This is a genomic window from Geodermatophilus obscurus DSM 43160, from assembly GCF_000025345.1.
In the GTDB taxonomy this organism is placed as follows: Bacteria; Actinomycetota; Actinomycetes; order Mycobacteriales; family Geodermatophilaceae; genus Geodermatophilus; species Geodermatophilus obscurus.
On record NC_013757.1, the window covers coordinates 1,127,093 to 1,151,910 of the forward strand.

General features: G+C 74.7%; 23 protein-coding genes. 13 read left to right on the plus strand and 10 right to left on the minus strand.

What is annotated here, in order from left to right:
* Positions 1 to 142 precede the first annotated feature (142 nt).
* From GOBS_RS05310 to GOBS_RS05320, 3 genes are all read left to right on the plus strand, one after another.
* Positions 143 to 3,043 carry an ATP-binding protein gene (locus GOBS_RS05310; protein ID WP_012947268.1) on the plus strand — a complete coding sequence of 967 codons (2,901 nt, stop codon included), beginning with the start codon at positions 143 to 145 and terminating at the stop codon, positions 3,041 to 3,043.
* A gap of 67 nt (positions 3,044 to 3,110) precedes the next feature.
* Entirely contained in the window at positions 3,111 to 5,618 is a 2,508-nt protein-coding gene (locus GOBS_RS05315) for a PEP/pyruvate-binding domain-containing protein (RefSeq protein ID WP_012947269.1), read from the plus strand.
* On the plus strand, positions 5,615 to 6,571 hold the full coding sequence (locus GOBS_RS05320) for a methyltransferase (protein WP_012947270.1): 957 nt from the start codon (positions 5,615 to 5,617) through the stop codon (positions 6,569 to 6,571). Before GOBS_RS05315 ends, GOBS_RS05320 begins: the two co-directional genes overlap by 4 nt.
* Positions 6,572 to 6,586: 15 nt before the next feature.
* On the opposite strand, the gene GOBS_RS05325 is transcribed toward GOBS_RS05320, so the two are convergent.
* From GOBS_RS05325 to GOBS_RS05350, 6 genes are all read right to left on the minus strand, one after another.
* Positions 6,587 to 6,889, minus strand: a complete 303-nt coding sequence (locus GOBS_RS05325) for a 4a-hydroxytetrahydrobiopterin dehydratase (RefSeq protein WP_012947271.1) — start codon at positions 6,887 to 6,889, stop codon at positions 6,587 to 6,589.
* A gap of 16 nt (positions 6,890 to 6,905) precedes the next feature.
* Positions 6,906 to 7,631 carry a phosphoadenylyl-sulfate reductase gene (locus tag GOBS_RS05330; protein WP_012947272.1) on the minus strand — a complete coding sequence of 242 codons (726 nt, stop codon included), beginning with the start codon at positions 7,629 to 7,631 and terminating at the stop codon, positions 6,906 to 6,908.
* Positions 7,628 to 7,813 (minus strand): hypothetical protein, encoded by a 186-nt coding sequence (locus GOBS_RS26775; protein WP_012947273.1) that lies wholly within the window; start codon positions 7,811 to 7,813, stop codon positions 7,628 to 7,630. Before GOBS_RS26775 ends, GOBS_RS05330 begins: the two co-directional genes overlap by 4 nt.
* Positions 7,801 to 9,471: a nitrite/sulfite reductase gene (locus GOBS_RS05340; RefSeq protein WP_012947274.1), complete on the minus strand. Its 1,671-nt coding sequence runs from the start codon at positions 9,469 to 9,471 to the stop codon at positions 7,801 to 7,803. The genes GOBS_RS26775 and GOBS_RS05340 overlap by 13 nt, the downstream gene beginning before the upstream one ends.
* 227 nt (positions 9,472 to 9,698) lie before the next feature.
* Entirely contained in the window at positions 9,699 to 10,301 is a 603-nt protein-coding gene (gene cysC / locus GOBS_RS05345) for an adenylyl-sulfate kinase (protein ID WP_012947275.1), read from the minus strand.
* 34 nt (positions 10,302 to 10,335) lie between these two features.
* Positions 10,336 to 10,830 carry an RrF2 family transcriptional regulator gene (locus GOBS_RS05350; protein WP_424954952.1) on the minus strand — a complete coding sequence of 165 codons (495 nt, stop codon included), beginning with the start codon at positions 10,828 to 10,830 and terminating at the stop codon, positions 10,336 to 10,338.
* A gap of 38 nt (positions 10,831 to 10,868) precedes the next feature.
* Between GOBS_RS05350 and GOBS_RS28010 the strand changes: the two genes are divergently transcribed.
* Positions 10,869 to 11,630 carry an NUDIX domain-containing protein gene (locus tag GOBS_RS28010; RefSeq protein WP_208104386.1) on the plus strand — a complete coding sequence of 254 codons (762 nt, stop codon included), beginning with the start codon at positions 10,869 to 10,871 and terminating at the stop codon, positions 11,628 to 11,630.
* Between the two features lie 100 nt (positions 11,631 to 11,730).
* Here the strand turns inward: GOBS_RS28010 and GOBS_RS05360 are convergent, their stop codons facing one another.
* Positions 11,731 to 11,901 (minus strand): CsbD family protein, encoded by a 171-nt coding sequence (locus GOBS_RS05360; protein ID WP_012947278.1) that lies wholly within the window; start codon positions 11,899 to 11,901, stop codon positions 11,731 to 11,733.
* Positions 11,902 to 12,248: 347 nt separating this feature from the next.
* Here GOBS_RS05360 and GOBS_RS05365 point away from each other — a divergent pair, with 347 nt between their 5' ends.
* The 7 genes from GOBS_RS05365 (at position 12,249) to GOBS_RS05395 (ending at position 19,602) form a co-directional block, all read left to right on the plus strand.
* Positions 12,249 to 13,907 (plus strand): peptide ABC transporter substrate-binding protein, encoded by a 1,659-nt coding sequence (locus tag GOBS_RS05365; protein ID WP_012947279.1) that lies wholly within the window; start codon positions 12,249 to 12,251, stop codon positions 13,905 to 13,907.
* A 148-nt stretch (positions 13,908 to 14,055) separates the two neighbouring features.
* The gene (locus GOBS_RS05370) at positions 14,056 to 14,979 is read left to right on the plus strand and encodes an ABC transporter permease (protein ID WP_012947280.1); all 924 of its coding nucleotides are present in this window, start codon (positions 14,056 to 14,058) and stop codon (positions 14,977 to 14,979) included.
* Positions 14,972 to 15,922: an ABC transporter permease gene (locus tag GOBS_RS05375; RefSeq protein ID WP_012947281.1), complete on the plus strand. Its 951-nt coding sequence runs from the start codon at positions 14,972 to 14,974 to the stop codon at positions 15,920 to 15,922. Before GOBS_RS05370 ends, GOBS_RS05375 begins: the two co-directional genes overlap by 8 nt.
* Positions 15,919 to 16,965: an ABC transporter ATP-binding protein gene (locus GOBS_RS05380; RefSeq protein WP_012947282.1), complete on the plus strand. Its 1,047-nt coding sequence runs from the start codon at positions 15,919 to 15,921 to the stop codon at positions 16,963 to 16,965. Before GOBS_RS05375 ends, GOBS_RS05380 begins: the two co-directional genes overlap by 4 nt.
* A gap of 97 nt (positions 16,966 to 17,062) precedes the next feature.
* Positions 17,063 to 18,124 (plus strand): ABC transporter ATP-binding protein, encoded by a 1,062-nt coding sequence (locus GOBS_RS05385; protein ID WP_049788150.1) that lies wholly within the window; start codon positions 17,063 to 17,065, stop codon positions 18,122 to 18,124.
* Between the two features lie 168 nt (positions 18,125 to 18,292).
* A complete protein-coding gene (mshB, locus tag GOBS_RS05390; protein ID WP_041241346.1) occupies positions 18,293 to 19,186 on the plus strand; it encodes an N-acetyl-1-D-myo-inositol-2-amino-2-deoxy-alpha-D-glucopyranoside deacetylase in 894 nt (297 codons plus the stop codon).
* Positions 19,183 to 19,602, plus strand: a complete 420-nt coding sequence (locus GOBS_RS05395; protein ID WP_012947285.1) for a hypothetical protein — start codon at positions 19,183 to 19,185, stop codon at positions 19,600 to 19,602. The genes mshB and GOBS_RS05395 overlap by 4 nt, the downstream gene beginning before the upstream one ends.
* Here GOBS_RS05395 and GOBS_RS05400 read toward each other — a convergent pair.
* The gene (locus tag GOBS_RS05400; protein ID WP_166487297.1) at positions 19,559 to 20,311 is read right to left on the minus strand and encodes a GNAT family N-acetyltransferase; all 753 of its coding nucleotides are present in this window, start codon (positions 20,309 to 20,311) and stop codon (positions 19,559 to 19,561) included. The two genes, GOBS_RS05395 and GOBS_RS05400, sit on opposite strands and share 44 nt — an antisense overlap.
* Positions 20,312 to 20,484: 173 nt before the next feature.
* On the opposite strand from GOBS_RS05400, the gene fdxA reads away from it, so the two are divergent.
* Together fdxA and dapC are read left to right on the plus strand one after the other, a co-directional pair.
* Positions 20,485 to 20,811: a ferredoxin gene (gene fdxA, locus GOBS_RS05405; protein ID WP_012947287.1), complete on the plus strand. Its 327-nt coding sequence runs from the start codon at positions 20,485 to 20,487 to the stop codon at positions 20,809 to 20,811.
* 32 nt (positions 20,812 to 20,843) lie between these two features.
* Positions 20,844 to 21,929 (plus strand): succinyldiaminopimelate transaminase, encoded by a 1,086-nt coding sequence (gene dapC / locus GOBS_RS05410; protein ID WP_166487575.1) that lies wholly within the window; start codon positions 20,844 to 20,846, stop codon positions 21,927 to 21,929.
* Positions 21,930 to 21,957: 28 nt separating this feature from the next.
* On the opposite strand, the gene GOBS_RS05415 is transcribed toward dapC, so the two are convergent.
* Positions 21,958 to 23,781, minus strand: a complete 1,824-nt coding sequence (locus tag GOBS_RS05415; RefSeq protein WP_012947289.1) for a gamma-glutamyltransferase family protein — start codon at positions 23,779 to 23,781, stop codon at positions 21,958 to 21,960.
* Between the two features lie 71 nt (positions 23,782 to 23,852).
* Positions 23,853 to 24,785 carry a hypothetical protein gene (locus GOBS_RS29205; RefSeq protein ID WP_208104387.1) on the minus strand — a complete coding sequence of 311 codons (933 nt, stop codon included), beginning with the start codon at positions 24,783 to 24,785 and terminating at the stop codon, positions 23,853 to 23,855.
* Between the last annotated feature and the right edge of the window lie 33 nt (positions 24,786 to 24,818).

A 24,818-nucleotide genomic window follows, 5' to 3' on the forward strand; every position in this document is an offset into this window, starting at 1 on the left:
GGGCCCCTGCAGTACGGCCGACGGCGCCGGACCCCGTGCAGGGGTCCGGCGCCGTCGCGCACGTCGGGCCCGACGGGGTCCCGCGGCCACCTCCCGACGCCTAGGATCCGCTGCCTGGCGCGCGCCGAGGAGGTCGTCGCCCATGATGGGTGGCCCGTTCTCCGCCGACGTCCCCCTCGTCGGCCGCGACGACGAGCTGTGCCGGCTGGACGCCGTCCTGACCCGGGTGCTCGGCGGGGACGCGCACGTCCTGGTGGTCTCCGGGCAGGCGGGGGTCGGCAAGACCCGCCTGGCACGCGAGGCGCTCACCCGGGCCCGGTCCCGCGGCTTCCGCACGCTGACCGGCCTGGCCGGCCCCCTCCAGCGGGACCTGTCCCATGCGCCGCTGGTCGAGGCGCTGCGCCCCCTGGTGCGGCCGGATCCCCCTCGGAGCGCCCCGGTCCAGGACCTGTCCGACCTCGGCTGGCTGTTCGGGGACGCGTCCCGGCCGCCGACCCCGGCGCTCGGCGACCCGGGCCTGGAGCGGACCCGGCTGTTCGAGGCTGTGTGCCGGCTGCTCGAACGCACCGTGGCGCGACAGCCGGTGGCCCTGCTCGTCGACGACGTCCAGTGGGCCGACCGCGGCTCGCTGGCCCTGCTCCACCACCTCGTCCGCGGCCTGGCCGGGCGGCGGTTCCTGCTGCTGCTCACCCACCGCCCCGCGGAGAACGAGCCGGCACTCACCGAACTGCTCACCGGGCTGCAGCGTGCGGGCGTGGTCACCGAGCTGCGTCTCGGGGGCCTGCCCGCGCGTGACGTCGAGCGGCTGGCGCAGGCCCTGCTGGCCGGTGAGCCCCCGCCGGCGCTGACCGAGGTGCTGGCCGCACGAGCCGGTGGCGTGCCCCTGTTCGTCGCCGCCCTCGTCGGCTTCCTGCAGGACAGCGGCACGCTGACCCGTCCCGACGGACGGTGGGTGCTCGCGGCTCAGCTCCCGGAGGCCGTGCCGGCGGTGGTGAGCGGGCTGCTCCGCAGCCAGGTCGAGCGGCTACCAGCCGAGGCGCGCGCCGTGCTCGACCTGCTCGCCGTGTGCGGCGGTCAGGCACCCCATCCGCTCCTCGAGGCGCTGACGCCCGGCGACCCGCTGATGGCCGGGCTGGCCGCCCTGCGCGGAGCCGGACTGCTCGCCGAGGAGGTGGCCGGCGGTGAGGTGCGCTACCGCGTCGTCCACCCGCTGCTCGCGGAGGTCGCCTACGACCTGCTGCCGCTGGTCACCCGCCTGAGGCGACACGCGGAGGTCGCCCGTGCCGTGGAGGCGCGGCTGCCCGGCCGGTGGGGACTGCTGGCCCCGCACGTGCGGCGCGCCGGCGACGAGCTCGACCCCCGGCACGCCCTCGACCTGCTCCTGACCGCCACGGACGACGCCCTGTCCCGGCACGCGGGGGACGAGGCGCTGGCCGACGCCCGGGCGGCCCGCGACCTCGCCACCCGCCTCGGCAGGCACGACCTCCTCCCCGGCCTGGCCGACCGGCTCGCCGAGGCCTGCCAGCGGGCCGGCCAGCGGGAGGAGGCGGTCACGGCCTGGCTCGACGCCGCCCGGTGGCAGCCGGCAGGCGGCGAGCGCGCCGACCGGCTGCACCGCGCCGCCGTCCTCGAGCTGCAGGCGGGGCGGGGGCAGGAGTGCCTGCGCTGGCTGGCAGCGGCCGAGGCCGAGCTGGCCGCGGTCGCCCCCTCGCCGTTCCACGTCCCCGTGGCCTGGTCTCGGCTGCAGGTCGCGGCCCGGTCCCAGGGGCCCGCCGAGGCGGAGGCGGCCATCGCCGACCTGGACCGGCTGGCCGACCGGCTCGGCTCCGCACGGGCACGGGCCGCCGTCCTCTACGGCCGCTGCCACACCGCCTTCACCGCGGGCCGCTACGAGGAGGCCCGGGCGCACCTCGCCGCGCTGCTCGACACCGCGGCGGAGCTGGACGACCCGCTGCTGGGCGAGCGCGCCCGGCGTCCCGGGTTCGTCCTCGAGCTGGCCCGGGGGGACCTGGGCGCCGCGCGGGCCCTGTCCGAGGAGGGACTGCGGCTGGTCCAGCGGATCGGGGTGCCGGCCCTGGAGCTGGCACACCGGGTCGACCTGGGCATGGCCGACTTCTTCGCCGGCGACTGGAACCGGGCCCTGCGCCGCTGCGGGGAGGTGCTCGACCTCGGGCAGCGGTTCGGGCTGCCGCGGGGGACGGCGGTGGGCATGGCGCTGCGCGCACTGGTGGCGGTGCGCCAGGGGCGGCTGGAGGAGGCCCGCGCGTGCGCCGGCGCGGCACGGGCGGCGTCCGACGCCTCCGCGCTCCCCGACCGCCACGTCCTCGGCCCGGTCGAGGCGGTCACGGCCGCCGTCGCGCTGGCCGAGGACGACCCGGCGACCGCCGCCGCGACCGCGGCGCGCGCCGTGCGGCGGCGCACGACGCTGCCCGCGTTCACCCTGGCGGTGGCTGCCGACGCGCAGCTCGTCGCGGGGAACCGGGAGGGTGCGGCCGCGGCCGCCACCGCCCTGGACGACCTCGGCCCCGGAGCGCCCTACCCGGCGGCCCTGGCCGCCGTCGTGCGCGGCCGGCTGGCGCGCGACCCCGACCGGCTCGCCCGGGCCGCCGCGGACCTGGCGCGGCTCGGGTTCCGGTACGAGGCCGCGGTGGCCGACGTGGACGCCGCCGAGGTGGCGGACGTCCGGGCCGACGCGGACGACCGGCTCGCTGCCGCGCTCTGCACGCTCGACGAGCTCGGCGCGCGCCCGCAGGCCGACCGCGCCCGGCGGTTGCTGCGCCGGCAGGGCCGTCGCGTGCCGGCTCCTCCGCGGGCACGCGGTCGCGGCCCGCTGAGCCGCCGCGAGGAGGACGTCGTCCGGCTGGTCGCCCGCGGCCTGTCCAACGCCGAGGTCGCCCGGCGCCTCTACCTCAGCCCCCGCACGGTCACCACGCACCTGCAGCACGTCTACGCGCGGCTGCAGCTGGGGTCGCGTGCGGCGCTGGTGCGCTACGTGCTCGAGGAGCTGCCGCCGGACGCGTATCCCGGGCCCGCGGATACGTAGATCGACGGATGCCGCGCGGGCTGCGTACCGGACGACGCTCAGAACACCACGAACGGAGGCGTCCACCATGTCCGTCCAGCTGTCCGACCCGGCCACGGCCACGCCGGCCGTCGTCCCCCTCGACGCGGCCACCGACCCCGCCCGCGCCGGCCACAAGGCCGCCAACCTCGCCGTCCTGCGCCGGGCCGGCCTCCCCGTTCCCGACGGGGTCGTCGTCACGGCGCGCGCCCCCGTGCCGGACGCCACCGGCTCCGACGTCCCCGACGCTCTGCTCGCGGACCTGCTCGCCGCGGTCCGCGACTGGGGGGACGTGCCGCTCGCGGTCCGCTCGTCGGGCACCGGGGAGGACTCGCCGCAGTCGTCCTTCGCCGGCCTGTACACGACCGTGCTCGACGTACGCGGAACGGCCGCACTGCGCGACGCGGTGGCCCGCTGCTGGGCCTCGGCCGCCGCCTCCCGGGTGACCGCCTACGCCGGACCCGGCGCGGCCCCGGCCATCGCGGTGCTGGTGCAGCCGATGGTCCCGGCCACAGCCGCCGGCGTCGCCTTCACCGCCGACCCGGTGACCGGCGACCGCGAGGTCGTCGTCATCGACGCCGCCCGCGGCGTGGGGGAGCGGCTGGTCTCCGGCGCGGTGACGCCGGAACGCTGGGAGGTCCGCGGCGGACCCCGACGGCGCTCCGCGGACGACGACGCGGTGATCGTGGCCGCCACCGCGGCTGCCGTGGCCGATCTCGCCCGCCGCGCCGAGCAGGTGCTGGGCCGGCCGCAGGACGTCGAGTGGGCGGCGACCGCCGACGGTGAGGTCCTCGTCCTGCAGTCGCGCCCCATCACCACCCTCGCGGGCCGCACCGCGACGCCGGTGCCCGTCCCGGTCGAGCCCCCGGAGGGGTCCTGGGCGCGGGAGTACAGCCACGCGCCGCTGCCCTGGACCCCGTTCACCCGCGTGGTGTTCGAGCCGCGCAACCGCGCGCTCGAGCAGATGTGCACGGAGCTGGGGCTGCTGTTCCAGCGGGTCGACTTCCGCGACATCGGCGGCTGGGAGTACCTGCGGATCGTCCCGCTCGGCGGCAAGGAGCCCCCGCCCCTGCCGGCCTGGGCCGTGCCGCTGGCGGTGCGGGTGGTGCCCGCGCTCCGCCGGCGGATCCGCAGCGGCGCCGCGGCCGTGCGCAGCGACGTCCCGGGCCGGCTGCTGGAGCGGTGGGAGGCGGAGTGGCGGCCGGACCTCGACGCCCGCATCGCCGCGCAGCGCGACGTCGACCTCACGGCCCTCGACGACAGCGGGCTGCTCGCCTCCGCACGGGCCGCGCTCGAGCTGACCGAGAGGGGGCAGACGGCCCACTTCCGGCTGCACGGGGCGATCGCCATGGTGCTCGGCGAGCTGGCCGCCGTCAGCCGCGAGCTCCTCGGCTGGGACGACGCGCGGGTGTTCGACCTGCTCGCCGGCACCTCGCGGACGTCGACCGCCCCGGCGCGGGCGCTGGCCGGCCTCGCCGACCTGGTCCGGGAGCGGCCCGGGGTACGCCGGCTGGTCGAGGACGGCGCGCCCGTGGAGCGGGTGCTCGCCGCCGACGCCACCGTGGCGGAGGCCTTCGGTCGCTACCTGCACGAGTACGGCTGCCGGGTGCTGCGCTACGAGATCGCCGAGCCGGCACTGGAGGAGCAGCCGGGCCTGGTCCTGACGCTGCTCCGCGACCAGCTGTCCACCGGCTACGACCCCGACGCGTCCGAGGCGACCCTGCGCGCCCGGCGGGAGGCCACCCGTGCGGCCGCGGAAGCGGTGCTGGCCGGGCGCGGTACCGCCGACCGCGAGCGGTTCACCCGCGCGCTCGAGCGCGCGCTGCGGGCCTACCCGGTCCGCGAGGACAACGAGGTGTCGACGATCAGCGCACCCTTCGCGCTGCTCCGCCGGGCCGCGCGGGAGGTCGGGCGGCGGCTGGCCGACCGCGGCCTGCTGGCCGACGCCGACGACGCCTTCCTGCTCGAGCCCGAGGAGCTGCTGGCCGCCCTGCGGGACGGCGCGGACCGCCGGGAGCTGGCCGACCGCCGGGCGGGGGAGCGGGCGTGGGTGCTCGCCCACCCGGGGCCGGCGAGCTACGGCCCGCCCCCGGCCCCGCCCCCGCCGCTGGCCGCGCTGCCGGCCGAGGCCCGGCTGTCCAACGGGGCCTTCCTGTGGGCGGTGGAGCAGATACTCGGCCCGGAGGCCGCCCCGGACCGCACCTCGCCGACCGGCCGGGCGGCGTCCGCCGACGGCGTCCTGCTCACCGGCATCCCGGCGTCCGCGGGCTCTTACACCGGCCCGGTCCGGGTCGTCCGCTCCGAGGCGGAGTTCTCCCGGGTGCAGCCCGGCGACGTGCTGGTCTGCCCGGTCACCTCACCGGTCTGGTCGGTGCTCTTCCCCAGCATCGGCGCGCTGGTGACCGACGCCGGCGGGGCGCTGTCCCACCCGGCGATCATCGCCCGCGAGTACGGCCTGCCGGCCGTCGTCGCCACCGTCGAGGGGACCACCCGGCTGCACGACGACCAGCTCGTCACGGTCGACGGCACCACCGGCACCGTGCGGGCCGTCCGGTGACCGCCGCACCCCCCGCCGACCGGATAGTCGAGCTGGGGCACGTGGTCGAGGCGGCGGCCGCGCTCCGGACGGCCGTCCGGCTCGGGCTCCTCGAGCAGCTCGGGCGGGGACCGGCAACGGCCGACGAGGTGGCGGTCCGGTGCGGGACGGCGCCCGGCGCCACCGGACTCCTGCTGGAGGCGCTGGAGGCGCTCGGCGTCCTCCGGCGGGACGACGGCCGGTACGCGGTCACGGTGATGACGCGCTGGGTGGGCACGCTGGAGGCCGGCTGGGCCCGGTTGGACGACGTCGTCCGGACCGACCGGCCGATCGTGGCCGCGGACACCCCCGCGGGGGCGGCGGAGCTCTACCCCGAGGTCGTGCCGTTCCTCACCCGGCTGTTCGCGCCCGCGGCTCGCCAGGCGGCCGAGCGACTGGCACCGGTGGACGGCGAGGTGCTCGACGTCGGTGCAGGAGCTGCTCCGTGGAGCCTCGCGCTGGCTGCCGCGGACCCGCGGGCCCGCATCACCGCGCTGGACCTGCCCGACGTGCTGCCGGTGACCCGGCGGGCGGTGTCGCAGGCCGGCATGGACGACCGGTTCCGGCTGGTGCCGGGCGACGTCTTCACCGCCGACCTCCCCGAGGAGGCGTACGGCCTGGTGCTGCTGGCCAATGTCTGCCACCTCTTCGACGCCGACACCAACCGGGCGCTGCTGCGGCGCCTGCGGCGGGTGCTCCGGCCCGGGGGGACGCTGGCCGTCGTCGACGCGCTGCCCTCGGAGGACCCCGACGAGCGCCGGCTGCTCGCCCTGTACGCGCTCGGGCTGCGGCTGCGCACGGTGGCCGGTGCGGTGTACCCCCTGGCGTCCTACTCCGCGTGGACGGAGGAGGCGGGCCTCGGGCCGGTCGACGCGGTCCCGCTGTCCCGGACCCCGCCGCTCGCCCTGCTCACCTGCACCGCGCCGGCGACGTAGGCCTGCCCGACGCGCTCAGCCCGGGAACAGCGCGTCGATCCGGCGAGCGAGCTCCAGGTCCAGCTCGGTGACCCCGCCCGCCGAGTGGGTGACCAGCGTCAGGTGCAGCGTGCGCCAGCGCAGGTCGACGTCGGGGTGGTGGTCCAGCTGCTCGGCGACGAACGCCATCCGCACCAGCGCGGCGACGGCGTCCGGGAAGTCGGGCAGCTCGACGCTGCGGCGGATGCCCTCCCCGTCCCCGGACCACAGCGGCAGCCCGGACAGGGCGGCGGCGAGCTCGTCGGGGGGCAGGCGCGGTGGTCGGGGCACGGCGGTCATCCTGCCGCCGCGGACCTCACAGGTGCAGGCCGCACTCCGTCTTGCCGCGGCCGGCCCAGCGGCCGGCGCGCGGGTCCTCGCCGGGGGCCACCGGGCGGGTGCACGGTGCGCAGCCGATCGAGGCGTAGCCGATCTCCTGCAGCGGGTTGACCGGCACCCGGTGCTCGGCGATGTAGGCGTCGACGTGCTCCTGCGTCCACGCGGCCAGCGGGTTGACCTTCACCATGCCGCGCTTGGCGTCCCAGTCGACGACCTTGGTGCCCGCGCGCGTCGGCGACTCGTCGCGGCGCACTCCCGAGCCCCACGCCGAGTACCCGGCGAGGGCCTTCGCCAGCGGCTGCACCTTGCGCAGCGAGCAGCACAGGTCGGGGTCGCGGTCGTGCAGCTCCGCGCCGTGCTCGGCGTCCTGCTCGGCGACCGTCTTCTCGGGCAGCACGTTGACCAGCGTGATCGGCATGACCCCGCTCACCCAGTCGCGGGTGCCGATGGTCTCGGCGAAGTGGTAGCCGGTGTCGAGGAAGACCACGTTGACGCCGGGGACCGCCCGCGACGCCAGGTGCGAGAGCAGCCCGTCGGCCATGGACGAGGTGACCGCGAAGTCGTCGCCGAAGGTCTCCCCGGCCCAGCGCAGGACCGCGAGCGCCTGCTCGACGGGGTCGGCGATGCCCTCGAAGCGGGCGTCGGCCGCTGCCGCCAGTTCTGGCGTGGCGAGCTCCGGTGTCGGCCGGACGGCGGTCGTCATGGGTGCTGCACTCCTGTCCCGGTGAGCCGGACGGTGAAGGTCCGCAGGCAAGCGGCGCAGTGCCACTCGCTCCCGTCCCCGTGCGGGGTCAGCTCCTCGTCCCCGCAGTACGGGCAGAAGAACACGGGCAGCTGCCGTGCTCTTCCCCCACCTGCGGACTCCTCCTCCGTCAGAGCAGCCACGCCTCCTCGGCCCGCGCCACGTAGGCGGCGAACCGCTCGCCGGGCTCCCGGCGCTCGAGGTAGCCGCGCAGCACCCGCTCGCAGTAGTCGGCGCTCTCGGCCTTGGTCACCTTGTGGCCGCGGAACTTGCGGCCGAAGGCGGCCTCGGTGCCGAGGTGGCCGCCCAGGTGCACCTGGAAGCCCTCGACCATCTCGCCGCTGTCGTCGCGCACCATCGAGCCCTTGAAGCCGATGTCGGCGGTCTGGAACCGGGCGCAGCTGTTCGGGCAGCCGTTGACGTTGATGCCGATCGGCTCGTCGAAGTCCGGCAGCCGCTTCTCCAGCTCGGCGTAGAGGTCCTGGGCGTGCTGCTTGGTCTCGACGATCGCGAGCTTGCAGAACTCCAGCCCGGTGCAGGCCATCGTGCCGCGCCGGAACGCGCTCGGGCGCACCAGCAGGTCGTGCTCGGCCAGCGCCGCGACGAGGTCCTCGACCCGCTCGTCGGGGACGTCGAGGACGACCATCTTCTGCTGGGTCGTCGTCCGGGTGCGCCCCTGCCCGTACTCGTCGGCGAGGTCGGCGATCCGGGTGAGCAGGCTGCCGGTGATCCGGCCGGTGCGCAGCGCGAAGCCGACGGCGTTGGTGCCGTCCTTCTGCCGGGCGACGCCGACGTGGTCGCGCTGCTCGTGCTTCGGCGGAGCGGCGGCGGGGCCGTCGGGGAGCTTGTCGTGCAGGTACTCGTCCTCCAGCACCTGGCGGAACTTCTCCGGGCCCCAGTCGGCCACGAGGAACTTGATGCGGGCGCGGTTGCGCTGCCGGCGGTAGCCGTAGTCCCGGAAGATCGAGGTGCAGGCCGCCCAGACGTCGGTCACCTGGTCGGGCCGCACGAAGACGCCGAGCCGCTTGGCGAACATCGGGTTGGTCGACAGGCCGCCGCCGACCCACAGGTCGTAACCGGCCTCGCCGTCGGCGTTGCGCACCCCGACGAAGGAGATGTCGTCGATCTCCGGCTCGGTGCAGTGGTCGACGCAGCCGGACATCGACGTCTTCCACTTGCGCGGCAGGTTGCTGAACTCGGGGCTGCCGACGTACCTGGCCACCGTCTGCGCCATGACGTCGGAGGCGTCGAGGACCTCGTCCTCCAGGACGCCGGCCAGCGGGCAGTTGAGCATGCCGCGGGGGGTGTCGCCGCAGGCCTCGGTCGTGGTGAGGCCGACCGCCTCGAGCCGGCGCCAAATCTCGGGGACGTCCTCGATGCGGATCCAGTGGTACTGGATGTTCTGCCTGTCGGTGACGTCGGCGACGTCGCGGCCGAACTCGGTGCTGATGCCGCCGATGGTCCGCAGCTGGGCGCTGGTCAGCGCCCCGCCGTCGGTCCGCACCCGCATCATGAAGTAGGAGTCCTCGAGCTCCTCGGGCTCCAGCACGGCGGTCTTCCCGCCGGGGATGCCCTGCGCCCGCTGGGTGTAGAGCCCCATCCAGCGCATGCGACCGCGCAGGTCGCCCGGGTCGATGCCCCCGAAGCCGGTGTGCGCGTAGATGTCGAGGACCCGCTGACGCACCGTGAGGCCGTCGGCGTCCTTCTTCATCCGCTCGTTGGGGTTGAGCGGCTCCCGGTAGCCCAGCGCCCACTGGCCCTGGCCACGCTGGGGCCTGTTGCTGGTGCGGGGGGTCGTCACGGTGGCACTTCCTTCTGCGCCGCCCGCCGCGGCGCCGTGACCGGACGGGGTGGGCGCTGCCAGATCGGGAGGCGCAGCGGGTGCTGCGGGGGACCGAGGTCAGCGCGCGGGGCGACAGACCGCGCTGCTGACCAGCGCGAGGTCGATGTGACGGCGCGCAACGAGGAGCAGGGCGCGACCGGTCACGGCTCCATGGTCCCACATCGGGGAGATCGGCGGCGCGTGAGTCAGCCGACGGAGGGGCCGGCCCCCTGCAGGTGCCCATCCCGAGCGTGCGGGGAGTCGGGGGCAGCAGGTCCTCCCGCCATGGCGGCGCGGATGCGCGCGACGGACTCGTTCAGCGGGGTGACCGAGGTGTCGAGGACGACCTCGGCGCGCGCCGGCGGCTCGTAGGGGTCGTCGATGCCGGTGAACCCGGTGATCTCCCCGGCCCGGGCCCGGGCGTACAGGCCCTTGACGTCGCGGCCCTCGCACACCTCCAGCGGGGTGGACAGGTGGACCAGCACGAACCGGCCGTGCTGCTCGACCAGCGCGCGGGCCTCCTCGCGGGCGGCCTCGTACGGCGCGATCGCGGCGACGACGACCGTGCCGCCGTGCTTCACGACCTCCCCGGCGACGAAGCCGATCCGGCGGATGTTGAGGTCGCGGTCCTCCCGGGAGAAGGAGAGCTCGCTGGACAGGTGGGTCCGCACGACGTCGCCGTCCAGGACCGTCACCGGCCGACCCGCGGCCTCCAGGTCGGCGACCAGCGCGTCGGCGATCGTGGACTTGCCCGCCCCGGAGAGGCCGGTGAGGAACACGGTGACGCCCGGGCGCGGTGCAGCTGACATGCCGCCAGTCTCGCCCAGTTAGTCGCGACGGCGGCTACCGGCCCCGGTCCGCGACGGCCTCGTCGCTGAAGGACCGCCAGGCCTCCTCGAGGGCCGCCAGCTCGGCGACCGGCGCCGGCAGCTCGCCCGCGACGACGTCGGCGAGGGTGACCTGCTCGAGCACCCGGCGGTAGGCCTCGCGGGCGGCCACCCACACCGAGGCCAGCGGAACGGCGGTGCCCGAGTACTCGACGTCCTCGGGGCGCTGGCCGTGCACCTCGGCGAGGAAGCCCTGCTCCACCCGCATGACCCGGGCGATGGAGACCTCCGCAGGCGGCAGGGCCAGCCGGTAGCCGCCCTCCCGGCCGCGCTGGCTGGTGACCAGGCGGGCGTGCTGCAGGTCGCTGAGGATCGACTGGAGGAAGCGGGACGGGATGCCCTGCGCCGCGGCGATGCGGTCGCAGGTCAGCGCTCCGGGGGCCGCCGCGGCCAGCTCCACGGCGGCTCGGACGGCGTAGTCGACCCGGGCGGTGATGCGCACGGTGCCCATCATGTGGGCCGTCCCGCCCTGTCTGCCAGGGTGGCAGCGTGTCCCGGCTGCGTTTCACCACCCTGGTGGAGGCGCCGCTGACCGTGGCCTTCGACGTCGCCCGCGCCCTCGGCCGGCCCTGGCCGGTGCCGCTGGAGGAGGTCGTGTCGGTCCGGCCGTTCCACGACGTCTACGCCGTGGGGCCCGGCCGCGGCTGGCGCCGGCTGACCCACTCCCGCCGCTTCACCGCCACCGGCGCCGGCACCCTCGTCGAGGAGCAGGTGGACTGGGCGACCGCGCTGCCGGGACCGCTCGGACGGGTGGTGGACCCGCTGCTGCGCCGGCGCGTGCGCCGCGCGATGACGGTCCACCTCGACGGCTACGCCGCCGCTGCCGCCCGGCGGGCCCTCGACGTCGTCCAGGTGGTCGGCGCCGCGCTGGTGGACGGCGACCGGGTGCTCGTCGCCCAGCGATCGAGCGGGCCCTACGACGGCTGCTGGGAGTTCCCCGGCGGCAAGGTCGAGCCGGAGGAGGAGGAGCTCGCCGCGCTGGTCCGGGAGATCGGTGAGGAGCTCGGCGTGGCCGTCGTCCCGCAGGCGTTCCTCGGGGAGGTGGTGCTGGACGGCGTCGTCGCCGGCGGGCTGCCCGGCGCCTCCACGCTGCGGGTGTGGTCGGCCCGCGTCGAGACCGGGAGCGAGGTCACCGCGCACGAGCACAGCGAGCTGCGCTGGCTGACCGCGGACGAGCTGGAGTCGCTGGACTGGATCCCGGCGGACCGGCCGCTGCTGCCCGCCGTCCGCGCGCTGCTCGGCCGCCGCTGACGCCGCGCCTTCGCGCTCGAGGGGACCGGCCGCGAAGACAGCGACGGACGCCATCCCCTCAGGGGACGGCGTCCGTCGGGTCGGTGCTGTACCGGCAGGTCTACTTGAAGACGTCCTTGACCTTCTCGCCGGCCTGCTTGAGGTTGCCCGAGGCCTGGTCGGCCTTGCCCTCGGCCTGCAGGTCGCGGTCGCCGGTCGTCTCGCCGACGGACTCCTTGCCCTTGCCCGAGAGCTCCTCGGCCTTGTTCTTCATCTTGTCGATGCCACTCATGTCGACTCCTCTCGTCGGTCCGACCTGGATACCCGGGATGGCGGACCTGACACGCAGGCGGTGTCGCCGGTGGAAGAAGTCCGGCGGAGAGCAGCTCCGGCCGTAGATCCTGGACGGCGGCGAAACACCCCGCGCGCGCAACCGTGATTCCACCCTGTGAGATCCTGAGCCGAGGTCACAAGTCGGTGTCGGTCGTGGACGCCCTTCGCAGAGCGCGCCTAGGGTCCCCGCTCGTACCGGGTTGACCCGGTACCTGTCCGCACGACCCCGGCCGCCCGTCCGTGGACGCTGGCTGCCGGCGAACCGGTCCGTTCCCCCCGCAGCGCGGGACGAGGGAGGCATTGCACGTGAGGTTGAGCAAGCGCTCTGCTGCGCTCATCGCGACCGGTCTGACCGGCGCGATGGTGCTGTCCGCCTGTGGCGGTGGCGGCGACGAGGACGGCGGATCGGGGGCTGCCGCCGCGGACGGCGGCAGTTTCACCGTCTACATCGCCGAGCCCGAGAACCCGCTCATCCCCGGCCAGACCACCGAGACCGAGGGTGCCCAGGTCCTCTACTCCCTCTTCACCGGACTCGTCCAGTACGACTCGGAGACCAACGAGGCCGTCTACACCGGGGTCGCCGACTCGATCGAGTCCGCGGACCAGACCACCTGGACCGTCAAGCTCAAGGACGGCTGGACCTTCCACGACGGCAGCCCGGTGCGCGCCCAGTCGTTCGTCGACGCCTGGAACTGGACCGCCTACAGCCCCAATGCGGCCAACAGCTCGTACTTCTTCGCCAACATCGCCGGCTACGACCAGCTGCAGGCCCCGACCGACGACGCCGGCAACGTGACCGGTGACCCGGCCGCCACGGCGATGAGCGGTCTGCGGGTGGTCGACGACCTGACCTTCGAGGTCACCCTGTCCGCCCCGTACGCCCAGTGGCCCACCACGGTCGGTTACAGCGCCTTCTACCCGCTGCCCCCGGCCTTCTTCGAGGACTCGGCGGCCTTCGGCGAGCAGCCGATCGGCAACGGCCCGTTCCGTGCCGATGAGCCCTTCGTCCCCGGTACCGGCGTCACGCTGACCCGCTACGACGAGTACGGCGGCGACAAGCCGGCCAACGCCGCGTCTGTGCAGTACGTGGTCTACGCCGAGCAGGCGACCGCGTACCGGGACCTGCAGGCCGGGAACCTCGACATCATGGACGAGCTCCCGCCGGACGCCCTCGCTTCCGCCGAGGCCGAGCTGGGCGACCGCCTCCTGCAGGTCGAGCAGGGGGACATCACCTCGCTGGGCTTCCCGACCTACGACGAGCGCTTCGCCGACCCGAACGTGCGGCGTGCCTTTTCGATGGCGATCGACCGCGAGTCGATCACCGAGGCGATCTTCCAGGGCACCCGCATCCCGGCGACGTCCTTCATCAACCCGGTGGTCGACGGCTACCGCGAGGGCGCCTGTGACGTCTGCGAGCTGAACGTCGAGGAGGCCAACCGGCTCCTGGACGAGGCGGGCTTCGACCGCAGCCAGCCGGTCGACCTGTGGTTCAACGCCGGCGCCGGCCACGAGATCTGGATGGAGGCCGTCGGCAACCAGATCCGGGAGGGCCTCGGCGTCGACTACACGCTCCAGGGCAACCTCGACTTCGCCGAGTACCTGCCGCTGCAGGACGAGCAGGGCATGACCGGCCCGTTCCGGTCCGGCTGGATCATGGACTACCCGGTCGCCGAGAACTTCCTCGGCCCGCTGTACTCCAGCACCGCGCTGCCGCCCGGCGGGTCGAACGTGACCTTCTACAGCAACCCCGAGTTCGACGCGCTGCTGCAGCAGGGCAACTCGGCCGACACCAACGAGGCGGCGATCCAGGCCTACCAGGCCGCGGAGGACCTCCTGCTCCGCGACATGCCGGCCACCCCGCTGTTCTACCGGGTCAACCAGAGCGCCCACTCGGAGAACGTCGACAACGTGGTCGTCGACGCCTTCAACCGGATCGACACGGCAGCCGTCCAGGTCGTCGGCTGACCGAGTAGCACCACCGCACCCACCACCCGCCGGGGGCGCCGTCCGCAGCGGACGGTTGCCCCCGGCGGTACGCGTGCTCCGTACCGGGGCACGATGAGATCGGCGTCCCGCCCAGCTGAGCGCGGGGCGCACACACCCGAGGGGGGACATGGGCCGCTACGTCGCGCGCCGCCTGCTGCTCACCATCCCGGTCCTGATCGGCGCGTCGTTCCTCATCTTCGCGATGGTGTACGCGCTGCCGGGCGACCCGATCCGGGCCCTCGGCGGGGACCGCCCGCTGGCGCCCGCGGTCGTCGCCCAGCTCCGAGACGAGTACAACCTCGACGATCCGCTGCTCGTCCAGTACGCGAAGTACGTCGGGGACCTGCTCCAGGGGGACTTCGGCACCGACTTCCGTGGCCGGGATGTGCTCGACACCATCCAGCAGCGCCTGCCGGTCACCGTGCAGCTGACCGTCGTCGCGATCGCCTTCGAGGCGGTCATCGGCATCGTCGCCGGCGTCCTGGCCGGCATCCGCCGCAACGGCTTCCTGGACAACCTGGTGCTCGTCTCGAGCACGCTCGTCGTGTCCATCCCGATCCTGGTGCTGGCCTTCGTCGCCCAGTTCGTGTTCGGGCTCCAGTTGGGGTGGTTCCCGGTCTCCGGCGTCGGCGACGGGTGGTACAGCTTCCTGCTGCCCGGGCTCGTGCTGGCGGCGAGCTCGTTGGCCTACGTCGCCCGGCTGACCCGGACCAGCGTCGCGGAGAACATGCGCGCCGACTACGTCCGGACGGCCCGGGCCAAGGGGTTGCCCAACCGCACGGTGGTCGTCCGGCACACCCTGCGCAACAGCCTGATCCCGGTGGTCACCTTCATCGGCGCCGACATCGGCACGCTGATGGGCGGTGCGATCGTCACCGAGTCGGTCTTCAACCTGCCCGGCATCGGACGGGCCGTCTTCGACGCCGTCCGCTCCCAGGAGGGTGCGGTGGTCGTCGGCATCGTGACGCTGCTCGTCATGTTCTTCATCTTCTTCAACCTGGTGGTCGACGTGCTGTACGCCGTCCTCGACCCGAGGATCCGCTATGACTGATCAGCAGCAGGCCGCCCTGCGCCACGACGAGGTCGGGGCCGGTACGACGACCGGCCTGGCCAGCCCGTCGGTCGATGTCACCGAGTCCCGGCAGAACAGCCTGTGGAGCGACGCCTGGCGCGAGCTCAAGCGCAACCCGTTGTTCTGGATCGGCACGGTGCTGGGCGTGCTGTTCGTCCTCATGTCGCTGTTCCCGCAGTTCTTCGCCCGGGGCGCAGACCCGCGCGCGTGCTCGCTGTCCAACAGCAACCAGACGCCATCGGCGGAGCACTGGTTCGGCTTCGACCAGCAGGGTTGCGACTACTTGGCGCAAGTGGTCCACGGAGCGCGCAACTCGCTGATCATCGGCCTGCTCGCCGTGCTGGTGATCCTCGTGCTCGGGGTCGTGGTCGGCGCGGTATCCGGGTTCTTCGGCGGCGTGATCGACAGCGTGCTCAGCCGGGTCACCGACATCTTCTACGCGCTGCCGTTGATCCTGGGCGCGCTGGTCGTCCTCCGTAGCGGGACCCTGGGCCGCGGGGTGGTCGCGGTGGCGATCGCCCTGGCGGCCTTCGGCTGGATGACGGCGATGCGGCTGGTCCGCTCGCAGGTGATCGCGGTGAAGAGCTCGGACTACGTGGCCGCGGCCCGTGCCATGGGCGCCTCCAACAGCCGCATCCTGGTGCGGCACATCCTGCCCAACGCCGTCGCTCCGGTGCTGGTGTACACGACCATCACCATCGGCGTGCTGATCGCGGCGGAGGCGACGCTGACCTACCTCGGCGTCGGGCTCCAGCGGCCGTCCATCTCCTGGGGGCTGCAGATCGACGCGGGGCAGAACCTGCTCCGCACGGCCCCGCACCTGGTGCTGTTCCCGAGCCTCGTCCTGACCCTGACCGTGATGGCGTTCGTGATGATGGGTGACGCCCTGCGCGACGCCCTCGACCCGAGGCAGCGCGCATGACCCGACCCGAACCGTCCACCTCCGTCCTGCCGGGCACCGGCACGCCGGTGCTCGAGGTCGACGACCTGCACGTGGAGTTCCGCACCCGCTCCGGCGTGGTGAACGCCGTGAACGGCATCAGCTACAGCCTGGCCGAGGGGGAGACCCTTGCCATCCTCGGCGAGTCCGGCTCGGGCAAGTCGGTCTCCGCACAGGCGATCATGGGCATTCTTGACACCCCGCCCGCGGTCATCACCGGCGGGGGCATCTACTTCGAGGGCCGCGACCTGTTCGCCCAGTCGCCGGAGGAGCAGCGGAAGGTGCGCGGCCCGGGGATCTCGATGATCTTCCAGGACGCGCTCTCCTCGCTGAACCCCGTCTACAGCGTGGGCTTCCAGATCGGTGAGATGTTCCGCGCGCACCGCGGGATGTCGAAGCGGGACGCCAAGAAGCACGCCATCGAGCTGATGGACCGGGTGCGCATCCCCGCGGCCGCGTCCCGCGTGGACGACTACCCGCATCAGTTCTCCGGTGGCATGCGCCAGCGGGTGATGATCGCGATGGCGATCGCGCTCGACCCGCGGGTCCTCATCGCCGACGAGCCCACCACCGCCCTCGACGTCACGGTGCAGGCGCAGGTCATGGACCTGCTCAAGGAACTGCAGCGCGACACCGGGATGGGCCTGATCCTGATCACCCACGACCTGGGGGTGGTGAACGAGGTCGCCGACAACGTGGCGGTCATGTACGCCGGGCGGATCGTCGAGCGCGGCACCGTGGACGACGTCTTCGGCAACCCGGCGCACCCGTACACCGACGGCCTGATGAGCTCGGTGCCGCAGGTGGAGGCCAAGGGCGGCCGGCTCCTGCCGATCGTCGGCCAGCCGCCGAACCTGGCGGCGATCCCCAGCGGCTGCCCCTTCCACCCGCGGTGCTCACGCCGGCGGCTCGGGGACGCCGCGGCGCCCGGCCGCGAGTGCGCCACCGACGTGCCGCCGCTGCGCCTGGTCGCCCCGGGCCGCGAGGCGGCCTGCCACTACAGCGAGGAGGTCCTCGGTGTCTGACGACAGCTCCGGGAGCATCGCGGCGAGGAACGAGCGAGGAGCGGACCGGGGCGTGGATGGGGGCACCTCCCGCTTGCGGGGGACGGACCGATCGGCGGTGTCCGAGTCCACGACCGGCGCGACCGCCGCGTCCCGCACCGCGTCACCCCCCGGCGAGGCGCTGCTGGAGATCCGCGGCCTGAAGAAGCACTTCCCGCTGACCCAGGGGATCGTCTTCAAGCGCACCGTCGGCCACGTCCGAGCCGTGGACGGCGTCGACCTGACCATGCGCCGCGGCGAGACCGTGGGCCTGGTCGGCGAGTCCGGCTGCGGCAAGTCGACGGTGTCCAAGCTGCTGGTGGCCCTGGAGCGGCCCACCGACGGGCAGATCCTCTACAAGGGCCGCGACGTCGCCCGGATGAGCGGCCGCGCCCTCAAGGCCTACCGGCGCGAGGTCCAGATCATCTTCCAGGACCCGTACGCGTCGCTGAACCCGCGGATGACCGTCGGCGACATCGTCTCCGAGGGCTGGGCCGTGCACGCCGACATCGCGCCGAAGAAGGGCCGGCTGCAGCGGACCCAGGAGCTGCTCGACCGGGTCGGGCTCAACCCCGACTACGTCAACCGCTACCCGCACCAGTTCTCCGGCGGTCAGCGGCAGCGCATCGGCATCGCCCGGGCACTGGCGCTGCGGCCCGAGGTCATCGTCTGCGACGAGCCGGTGTCGGCCCTCGACGTCTCGGTGCAGGCGCAGGTGGTGAACCTGCTCGAGGACGTGCAGGACGAGTTCGGCCTGTCGTACCTGTTCATCGCGCACGACCTGTCCGTCGTCCGGCACATCTCCGACCGGGTCGCGGTCATGTACCTCGGCAGCATCGTGGAGGAGGGCACCGACGCGCAGGTCTACGGCTCGCCGTCGCACCCGTACACGCAGGCGCTGCTGTCGTCGGTGCCGCTGCACGAGCCGCACCTGCGCGGGCAGAAGGACCGGATCCTGCTCCAGGGCGACGTCCCCAGCCCGGCCGACCCGCCGTCGGGCTGCCGGTTCCGCACCCGCTGCTGGAAGGCCCAGGACATCTGCGCCCAGGAGGCGCCCGCGCTGGTCGACCGCGGTCAGGGCCACGCCTCGGCCTGCCACTTCGCCGAGGCCCGCACGGTGGTCCCCGTGGACGTGGAGTGAGGTGACGCGGCAGTCCCCCCGACGACGACGGACGTGCCGTGGTTGATCATGGGGTTGTTGCCGGTGACCGCTGCGTGTCCCGCCGTGTCGGCTGCGACAACCCCGTGATCAACGCACGGAGGGGGCGCGCGTGACTGCCTCGTCGTCCTCCGTCGTCGGCGTTGCAGGATGGAGCGCGTGACCCCCTCCCGCCGCCTGCTCCTGGTGCACGCCCACCCCGACGACGAGACGATCAACAACGGCGCCACCATGGCCCGCTACGTCGCCGAGGGGGCCCAGGTCACCCTGCTCACCTGCACCCTGGGTGAGGAGGGGGAGGTGCTCGTCCCCGAGCTGGAGCTGCTGGCCGCCGAGCACGCCGACCAGCTGGGCGGCTACCGGATCGGCGAGCTGCGGGCGGCGATGGAGGCCCTGGGCGTCGCCGACTGGCGCTTCCTCGGCGGCCCGGGCCGCTACCGGGACTCCGGGATGATGGGGACGCCGGCCAACGACGAGCCCCGCGCGTTCTGGAACGCCGACCTCGACGAGGCGGTGGCGCACGCCGTCGCCGTCGTCCGGGAGGTCCGGCCGCAGGTGGTGGTCACCTACGACGAGAACGGCGGCTACGGCCACCCCGACCACATCCAGGCCCACCGGGTCGCCATGCGCGCCGTGGACGCCGCCGCCGACCCCGCCTACCGCCCGGACCTCGGCGGGGCCTGGGAGGTCGCGAAGGTCTACTGGTGCTGCGTGCCGCGCTCGGTCCTGCGGCAGGGCATCGAGGCGCTGGCGGCGCTGGGGGAGGAGTCGCCCTTCGCGTCGCTGGACGACGTCGACGACCTGCCCTTCGCCGTCCCCGACGAGCTCGTCGCCGCGGCGGTCGACGGGCGGGCGCACGCCCGGCGCAAGGACGCCGCGATGCGCGCGCACGCCACCCAGATCACCGTCGACGGCCCCTTCTTCGCGCTGTCGAACAACCTGGGCCAGGAGGTCCTCGGCACCGAGTACTACCGGCTGGTGCGGGGGGAGCGCGGAACCGCCGACGGCTGGGAGGACGACCTCTTCGCCGGCCTGCCCGGATGAGGGCGGTCTCCCGGGTCGCGGCCGGGCTGCTGGTCGTCGTCCTCGCCGTCTGGCTCGCGCTGGTCGAGGTCTTCTGGTTGCCGCTGCGGGTGTCCGGCGTCCCCGTCCCGGTGTCGGTGGTGGCCGCCGTCGTCGGCAACCTGCTGCTGGTCGCCCTGGCGGCGCGGTTGACCGGCTCACGGCTCGCCGCGGCGCTGCCCGCCGTGGTGTGGCTGGTCGTCGCCGTGGGCGCGAGCCTGCGCCGGCCGGAGGGTGACCTGCTCCTGACCGGCGGCGGCGTCCTCGGGTTCCTGTCCCTGGCCTTCCTGCTGGCCGGGGTCGTGGCCGCCGCCTTCGCCGTCGGGAAGGTGCTCGCCGCGCCCCGGGGCGGCGTCAGTCCGGCGCGTACCGGTAGTGGTAGCGGTGGTGCTCGATGAGGCCCGCCCGCCGGTAGAGCACGCGTGCCGGCGCGTTGGACGCCGCCACCTGCAGGTACACCCAGCGCGCACCGCGCCGGGCGGCCCAGCGCTGCAGCCCGGCCATCACCGCGGTGGCCAGCCCCTGCCGGCGGTAGCGCTCCTCGACGGTGACCGCGGCGACCCCGAGCCAGTCCTCGGTGACCACCCCGCGGGCGACGGCGGCCAGCGGGGCCGGTGGTGGCTCGAGGCGCACGGAGGCGAAGACGACGTCCTCGGCGTTGGTGAGCACCGCGCGGGCGGTCGGCGGCAGCGGGCGGCCGCGGTGCCGGTAGCCGGCCAGCCACGCGTCGTCCGGCTCGGGGGAGAGGCCGACCGGGACGCCGTCGGCCGCGGTGGGCGTCAGCGGCCCGGTCAGCACCAGCACGTCCTCGTCGCGCTGCCAGCCGGCCGCGGCGAAGGCCGTGTCGGCGGCACGGGACTGCCGGCCGGGCAGCTGGGCGCACGGCCGCAGACCGCGGTCGGCGTACCAGCGGGCCACGGCGTCCGCCGCCTCCGGCAACGGCAGGCCGGGGTCGCCGACGACGAGGGCGGAGTTGGCCCGGCCGGTGAAGCCGCCGCCGGCCCGCAGCAGCCAGTCGCCGAGGGAGTCCTGCTCCGTGCCGCGCCAGCCCCGTGCGGCCAGCAGCTCGAGGCCTGCGACGTCCAGGGGTGACCGGCTCTGTCCCACGGTCCGATCCTGCGTCGTCGGCGGGGGCGCCATCCCGGCGGGGTCGCACCCGGCGGAGGTCCGCCGAGCCACCCGTTCCGTTTCACGAGAGCGCCACGGGCCATACTCAGGGGGAGAACGACCGGCCGTCGCGCCGGCGGAGCAACCCCGCACGTCCCCGGGAGGGAACCACCGTGACCTACGTCATCACCCAGGCCTGCGTCGACGTCCTCGACAAGGCGTGCATCGACGAGTGCCCGGTGGACTGCATCTACGAGGGCGACCGGATGCTCTACATCCACCCCGACGAGTGCGTCGACTGCGGCGCCTGCGAGCCGGTGTGCCCGGTCGAGGCCATCTACTACGAGGACGACGTCCCGGACAAGTGGAAGGACTTCTACAACGCCAACGTGGAGTTCTTCTCCGACCTGGGCAGCCCCGGCGGCGCCGCCAAGACCGGCAAGATCGGCAAGGACCACCCGCTGGTGGCCGCCCTCCCGCCGCAGGGTGAAGGTCACTGACGAGCACGGTCACGGGGACGGCGGCCGGCCGGCTGCCCGACTTCCCCTGGGACTCGCTCGCCGGAGCCCGGGCCAAGGCGGCCCGGCACCCCGGCGGTGTCGTCGACCTCTCCATCGGGACGCCGGTCGACGACACCCCTGAGCTGCTCGCCACCGCCCTGGCCGGCGCCGGTAACGCGCCGGGCTACCCGACGGCGCTGGGCACCGCCGAGCTGCGCACCGCGGCGGCCGGCTGGCTGCAGCGCCGGCTCGGCGTGCGGCTGGCCGACCCGCTGGACGCCACTCCGTCGGTGGTCCCCACCGTCGGCTCCAAGGAACTCGTCGCGCTGCTGCCGACCATGCTGGGTCTGCGCGGCGCCGGCACGGTGCTGATCCCCGAGGTCGCCTACCCGACCTACGAGGTCGGCGCGGTGCTGGCCGGACTCGGCGTGCGGCGCACCGACACCCCGCCGGACGACGCCGCCGGTGTGGTCCTGGTGTGGCTGAACTCCCCGGGCAACCCGCACGGCCGGGTGCTCACCGACGACGAGCTGCGCGCCTGGGTGGCGTGGGGGCGCGCCCACGGCGTCCCGGTCGTCGCCGACGAGTGCTACGCCACCCTCGGCTGGGACGTCGAGCCGCGCTCGATCCTGCACCCGGAGGTCGCCGGTGCCGACCACGGCGGGCTGCTCGCCGTGCACTCGCTGTCCAAGCAGTCGACCGCTGCGGGCTACCGGGCCGGGCTGCTCTCCGGCGACCCCGCGCTGGTCCGCCAGGTGTGGGAGGTGCGCCGCCACCTCGGCCTGCTGGTGCCCACGCCGGTGCAGTCGGCCATGGCCGCCGCACTGGCCGACGACGCGCACGTCGACGAGCAGCGGGAGCGCTACCGCGCCCGCCGCGCCCGCCTGGCCGCCGCCGTCCGGGCCGCCGGCGCCCGCATCGACCACTCCGAGGCCGGGCTGTACCTGTGGGTCACCCGCGACGAGGACTGCTGGACGACGATCGACTGGCTGGCGGACCTGGGTGTCGTCGCCGCCCCGGGCTCCTTCTACGGCCCGGCCGGCGGGCGGCACGTGCGCATGGCGCTGACCGCCACCGACGAGCGGATCTCCGCGGCCGTGGAGCGACTGGCGGGCTGAGCTCCGGTCGGCGCCTCGCGGCCCTGCGTCACCGCCCCGCGGCGTATCCCTGCATGCCGCGTGGGTTGGCCGCTGCCCGGAGGACCCCGGTCACGGGGTCGCGGCTGACCGCGGAGAGCCGTCCCAGCGACCAGGGGTCGCTGACCGTGACGGTGTGACCCCGGCGCCGCAACTCGGTGATGACGTCGTCTCCGATGCGCGACTCGACCACCACCTCGCCGGTCGTCTCCCGCGGGTAGAAGGACGACGGGAAACCGGTGGTGTGCCAGGCCGGTGCGTCGATGGCGGCCTGCAGGTCGAGCCCGGCCAGGGTGTGGGCCAGCCAGAAGCACAGCTGCCACTGCTCCTGCTGGTCCCCACCCGGGGTGCCGAAGGCCAGCGTGGGGACGCCGTCCCGCGAGGCCAGCGACGGGGTGAGGGTCGTCCGGGGGCGCTTGCCGGGGGCGAGCGAGTTGGGCAGGCCCTCCTCGAGCCAGAACATCTGCGCTCGCGTGCCCAGGGCGAAGCCCAGCTCGGGGACCACCGGAGAACTCTGCAGCCAGCCGCCGGACGGCGTCGCGGACACCAGGTTGCCCCACCGGTCGACGACGTCGACGTGGCAGGTGTCACCGCGGGTGGTGCCGGTGGGCGCCACGGTCGGCTCCCCGATGCCGGCGCCCGTCGAGACCGCGTGCGCCCGCGCGTGCGCGGCCAGGACGTGCCGGGGCAGCTGCGGACGGCGTCCGCCCGGGGAACCGGGTTGCAGACCGGTGGACGCGTGGGTGCCCAGGAGGGCCCGCCGTTCGACGGCGTACGGCTCCGAGAGGAGGACGTCGGTCGGCACGGTGTCCACGTCCCCGTACCAGGCCTCCCGGTCGGCCATGGCCAGCTTCACGGCCTCGACGCAGGCGTGCACCAGGTCGGCGTCGGGGGCTGCGGACGGTGCCCGGCGTGTGCGGCCCTCCGGCAGGACGCCGTCCAGCACGGCCAGGGCCTCGAGCAGCGCCGGCCCCTGCGACCAGGGCCCCGCCTTCGCCAAGGTCCAGCCCCGCCAGTCCAGTGTGACCGGAGGCTCGTACGTCGCCGTCCAGCCGGCCAGGTCCTGCCCGGTCAGGAACCCGGCATGGTCCCGGCCGGAGTCGTCGCGCACTGGACCCCGGCAGAAGCGGTCGACTGCCTCGGCGACGAAGCCGCTGTACCAGGCCGACAGTGCCGCGTCGAGCTGCGCCTCACGGGAGGGGCCGCGCGCCGCGTCGAGCAACCGGCGGTACGTCGAGGCCAGGACCGGGTTGCGGAACAGCGAGCCGGGAGCGGGGGGATCGCCGTCGGCGGAGAGCCAGGTGGCGGCCGATGTGGGCCAGTGGGAGCGGAAGTGCGCGGAGACCGAGGCGACGGTCGCGGACACCCGTGGGACGACCGGGTGGCCCGTCTCGGCGTACTCGATGGCGAAGCGGAGCACGCTCTCCAGCGGGAGGGTGCCGTGGTCGCGCAGCAGCGTGAGCCAGGCACCCACCGCGCCGGGGACCGTGGCCGCGAGCAGTCCCGTCCCCGGGACGAGGTCGAGCCCGAGGTGGTCGAAGGCCTCGATCGTGGCGCCGGCCGGGGCGACCCCCTGACCACAGAGGACGACGGGCGCAGTCACGCCGTGCCTCCCGTCGCCCCGGGCGAAGAGCACCGGCACCTCACCACCCGGCCCGTTCAGGTGCGGTTCCACGACCTGCAGCACGAACCCCGTGGCCACCGCGGCGTCGAAGGCGTTGCCGCCGGCCTCCAGGGTCGCCATGCCCGCGGCGGTGGCCAGCCAGTGGGTCGAGGCAACCATGCCGAAGGTGCCGGCGAGCTCGGGCCGGGTGGTGAACGGTGTGGTGTCCACGTGTGCGCACGCCTCCTCGGTGCCGGGCCGATGCGACCGACGGTCCCATCCTCGCCTCGAGGAGGATGCCGTCACCTGGCGAGCGTCAGGCGCACCGCGTCGGGGCCGGCGTCCGAGGGTGCCCATCCGCCGGCCGGCGTCCACTCCGACCCGGCGAAGGCGACCGACCGCAGCCCCAGCCGCTCGGCGTGCGCGACCGCCCAGGTCACCGCCGGCCAGCCGGCCGCCGGGGCGACCTCCACCGCGCCGAAGCGCTCGGTGGTCGTCGCGCCCAGCTCCGCCTCCACGACCGCCGCGGCGGCGGTGACCCGCGCGCTGAGCCGCCCACCGGGGACGGGGGCCTGGTAGCGGCAGGTCAGCCGGCCCGGCTCGGGCGCGGCGAACGCCGCGGTGAGCTGCTGGGCCAGGGACTCGTGCTTCTGGTAGGCCTCCGGGAAGCCGCTGCGCTGCACGCGCTGGGCGGCATCGGTCAGCCGCAGGGACTCCCAGTTCCGCACCCGGACCAGGCCGTCGTAGAACTTCCCTGCCGAGTAGACCGGGTCGCGCACCTGCTCGGGGGTGCCCCAGCCCTGCGAGGGGCGCTGCTGGAACAGCCCGAGGGAGTCCCGGTCGCCGTGGTCGAGGTTGCGCATCGTCGACTCCTGCTGCGCGGTCGCCAGGGCGATGACGACCGCCCGCTCCGGCAGCCCGCGAGCGCGGCCGACCGCGGCGATCGTCGCGGCGGAGGCGGCCTGCTCGGCGGTCAGCGTGAGGCCGGTGCCCGCCACGGTGCAGGAGCCGGTGAGCTGCACCGGGTCCGGTCCCTCGATGCCCCGCACCAGCGCGACCACCCCCAGGACCACGAGCCCGACCAGCCCCAGCGGCAGCCAGGAGCGCCACGACCCGGCCGGCGCCCCCCGGCTCCCGCGCTTGGCGGGAGGTCGCCTCCGAGCGGCTGGGCGGCGCGCCGGCGGCCGGCGGGCGGACGTCGTCCGCCGTGCCGTCGCGCTGCGTGTGCTGCTCATCGCCCGCGACTGTAGGGGCGGATCCTGGCAACG

Coding starts and splice junctions, on each gene's coding strand:
- GOBS_RS05310 (WP_012947268.1), top strand. CDS start 143: ATGATGGGTGGCCCGTTCTCCGCCGACGTCCCCCTCGTCGGCCGCGAC.
- GOBS_RS05315 (WP_012947269.1), top strand. CDS start 3,111: ATGTCCGTCCAGCTGTCCGACCCGGCCACGGCCACGCCGGCCGTCGTC.
- GOBS_RS05325 (WP_012947271.1), bottom strand. CDS start 6,889: ATGACCGCCGTGCCCCGACCACCGCGCCTGCCCCCCGACGAGCTCGCC.
- GOBS_RS05330 (WP_012947272.1), bottom strand. CDS start 7,631: ATGACGACCGCCGTCCGGCCGACACCGGAGCTCGCCACGCCAGAACTG.
- cysC (WP_012947275.1), bottom strand. CDS start 10,301: ATGTCAGCTGCACCGCGCCCGGGCGTCACCGTGTTCCTCACCGGCCTC.
- GOBS_RS05350 (WP_424954952.1), bottom strand. CDS start 10,830: ATGGGCACCGTGCGCATCACCGCCCGGGTCGACTACGCCGTCCGAGCC.
- GOBS_RS05360 (WP_012947278.1), bottom strand. CDS start 11,901: ATGAGTGGCATCGACAAGATGAAGAACAAGGCCGAGGAGCTCTCGGGC.
- GOBS_RS05370 (WP_012947280.1), top strand. CDS start 14,056: ATGGGCCGCTACGTCGCGCGCCGCCTGCTGCTCACCATCCCGGTCCTG.
- GOBS_RS05375 (WP_012947281.1), top strand. CDS start 14,972: ATGACTGATCAGCAGCAGGCCGCCCTGCGCCACGACGAGGTCGGGGCC.
- GOBS_RS05380 (WP_012947282.1), top strand. CDS start 15,919: ATGACCCGACCCGAACCGTCCACCTCCGTCCTGCCGGGCACCGGCACG.
- mshB (WP_041241346.1), top strand. CDS start 18,293: ATGGAGCGCGTGACCCCCTCCCGCCGCCTGCTCCTGGTGCACGCCCAC.
- GOBS_RS05395 (WP_012947285.1), top strand. CDS start 19,183: ATGAGGGCGGTCTCCCGGGTCGCGGCCGGGCTGCTGGTCGTCGTCCTC.
- GOBS_RS29205 (WP_208104387.1), bottom strand. CDS start 24,785: ATGAGCAGCACACGCAGCGCGACGGCACGGCGGACGACGTCCGCCCGC.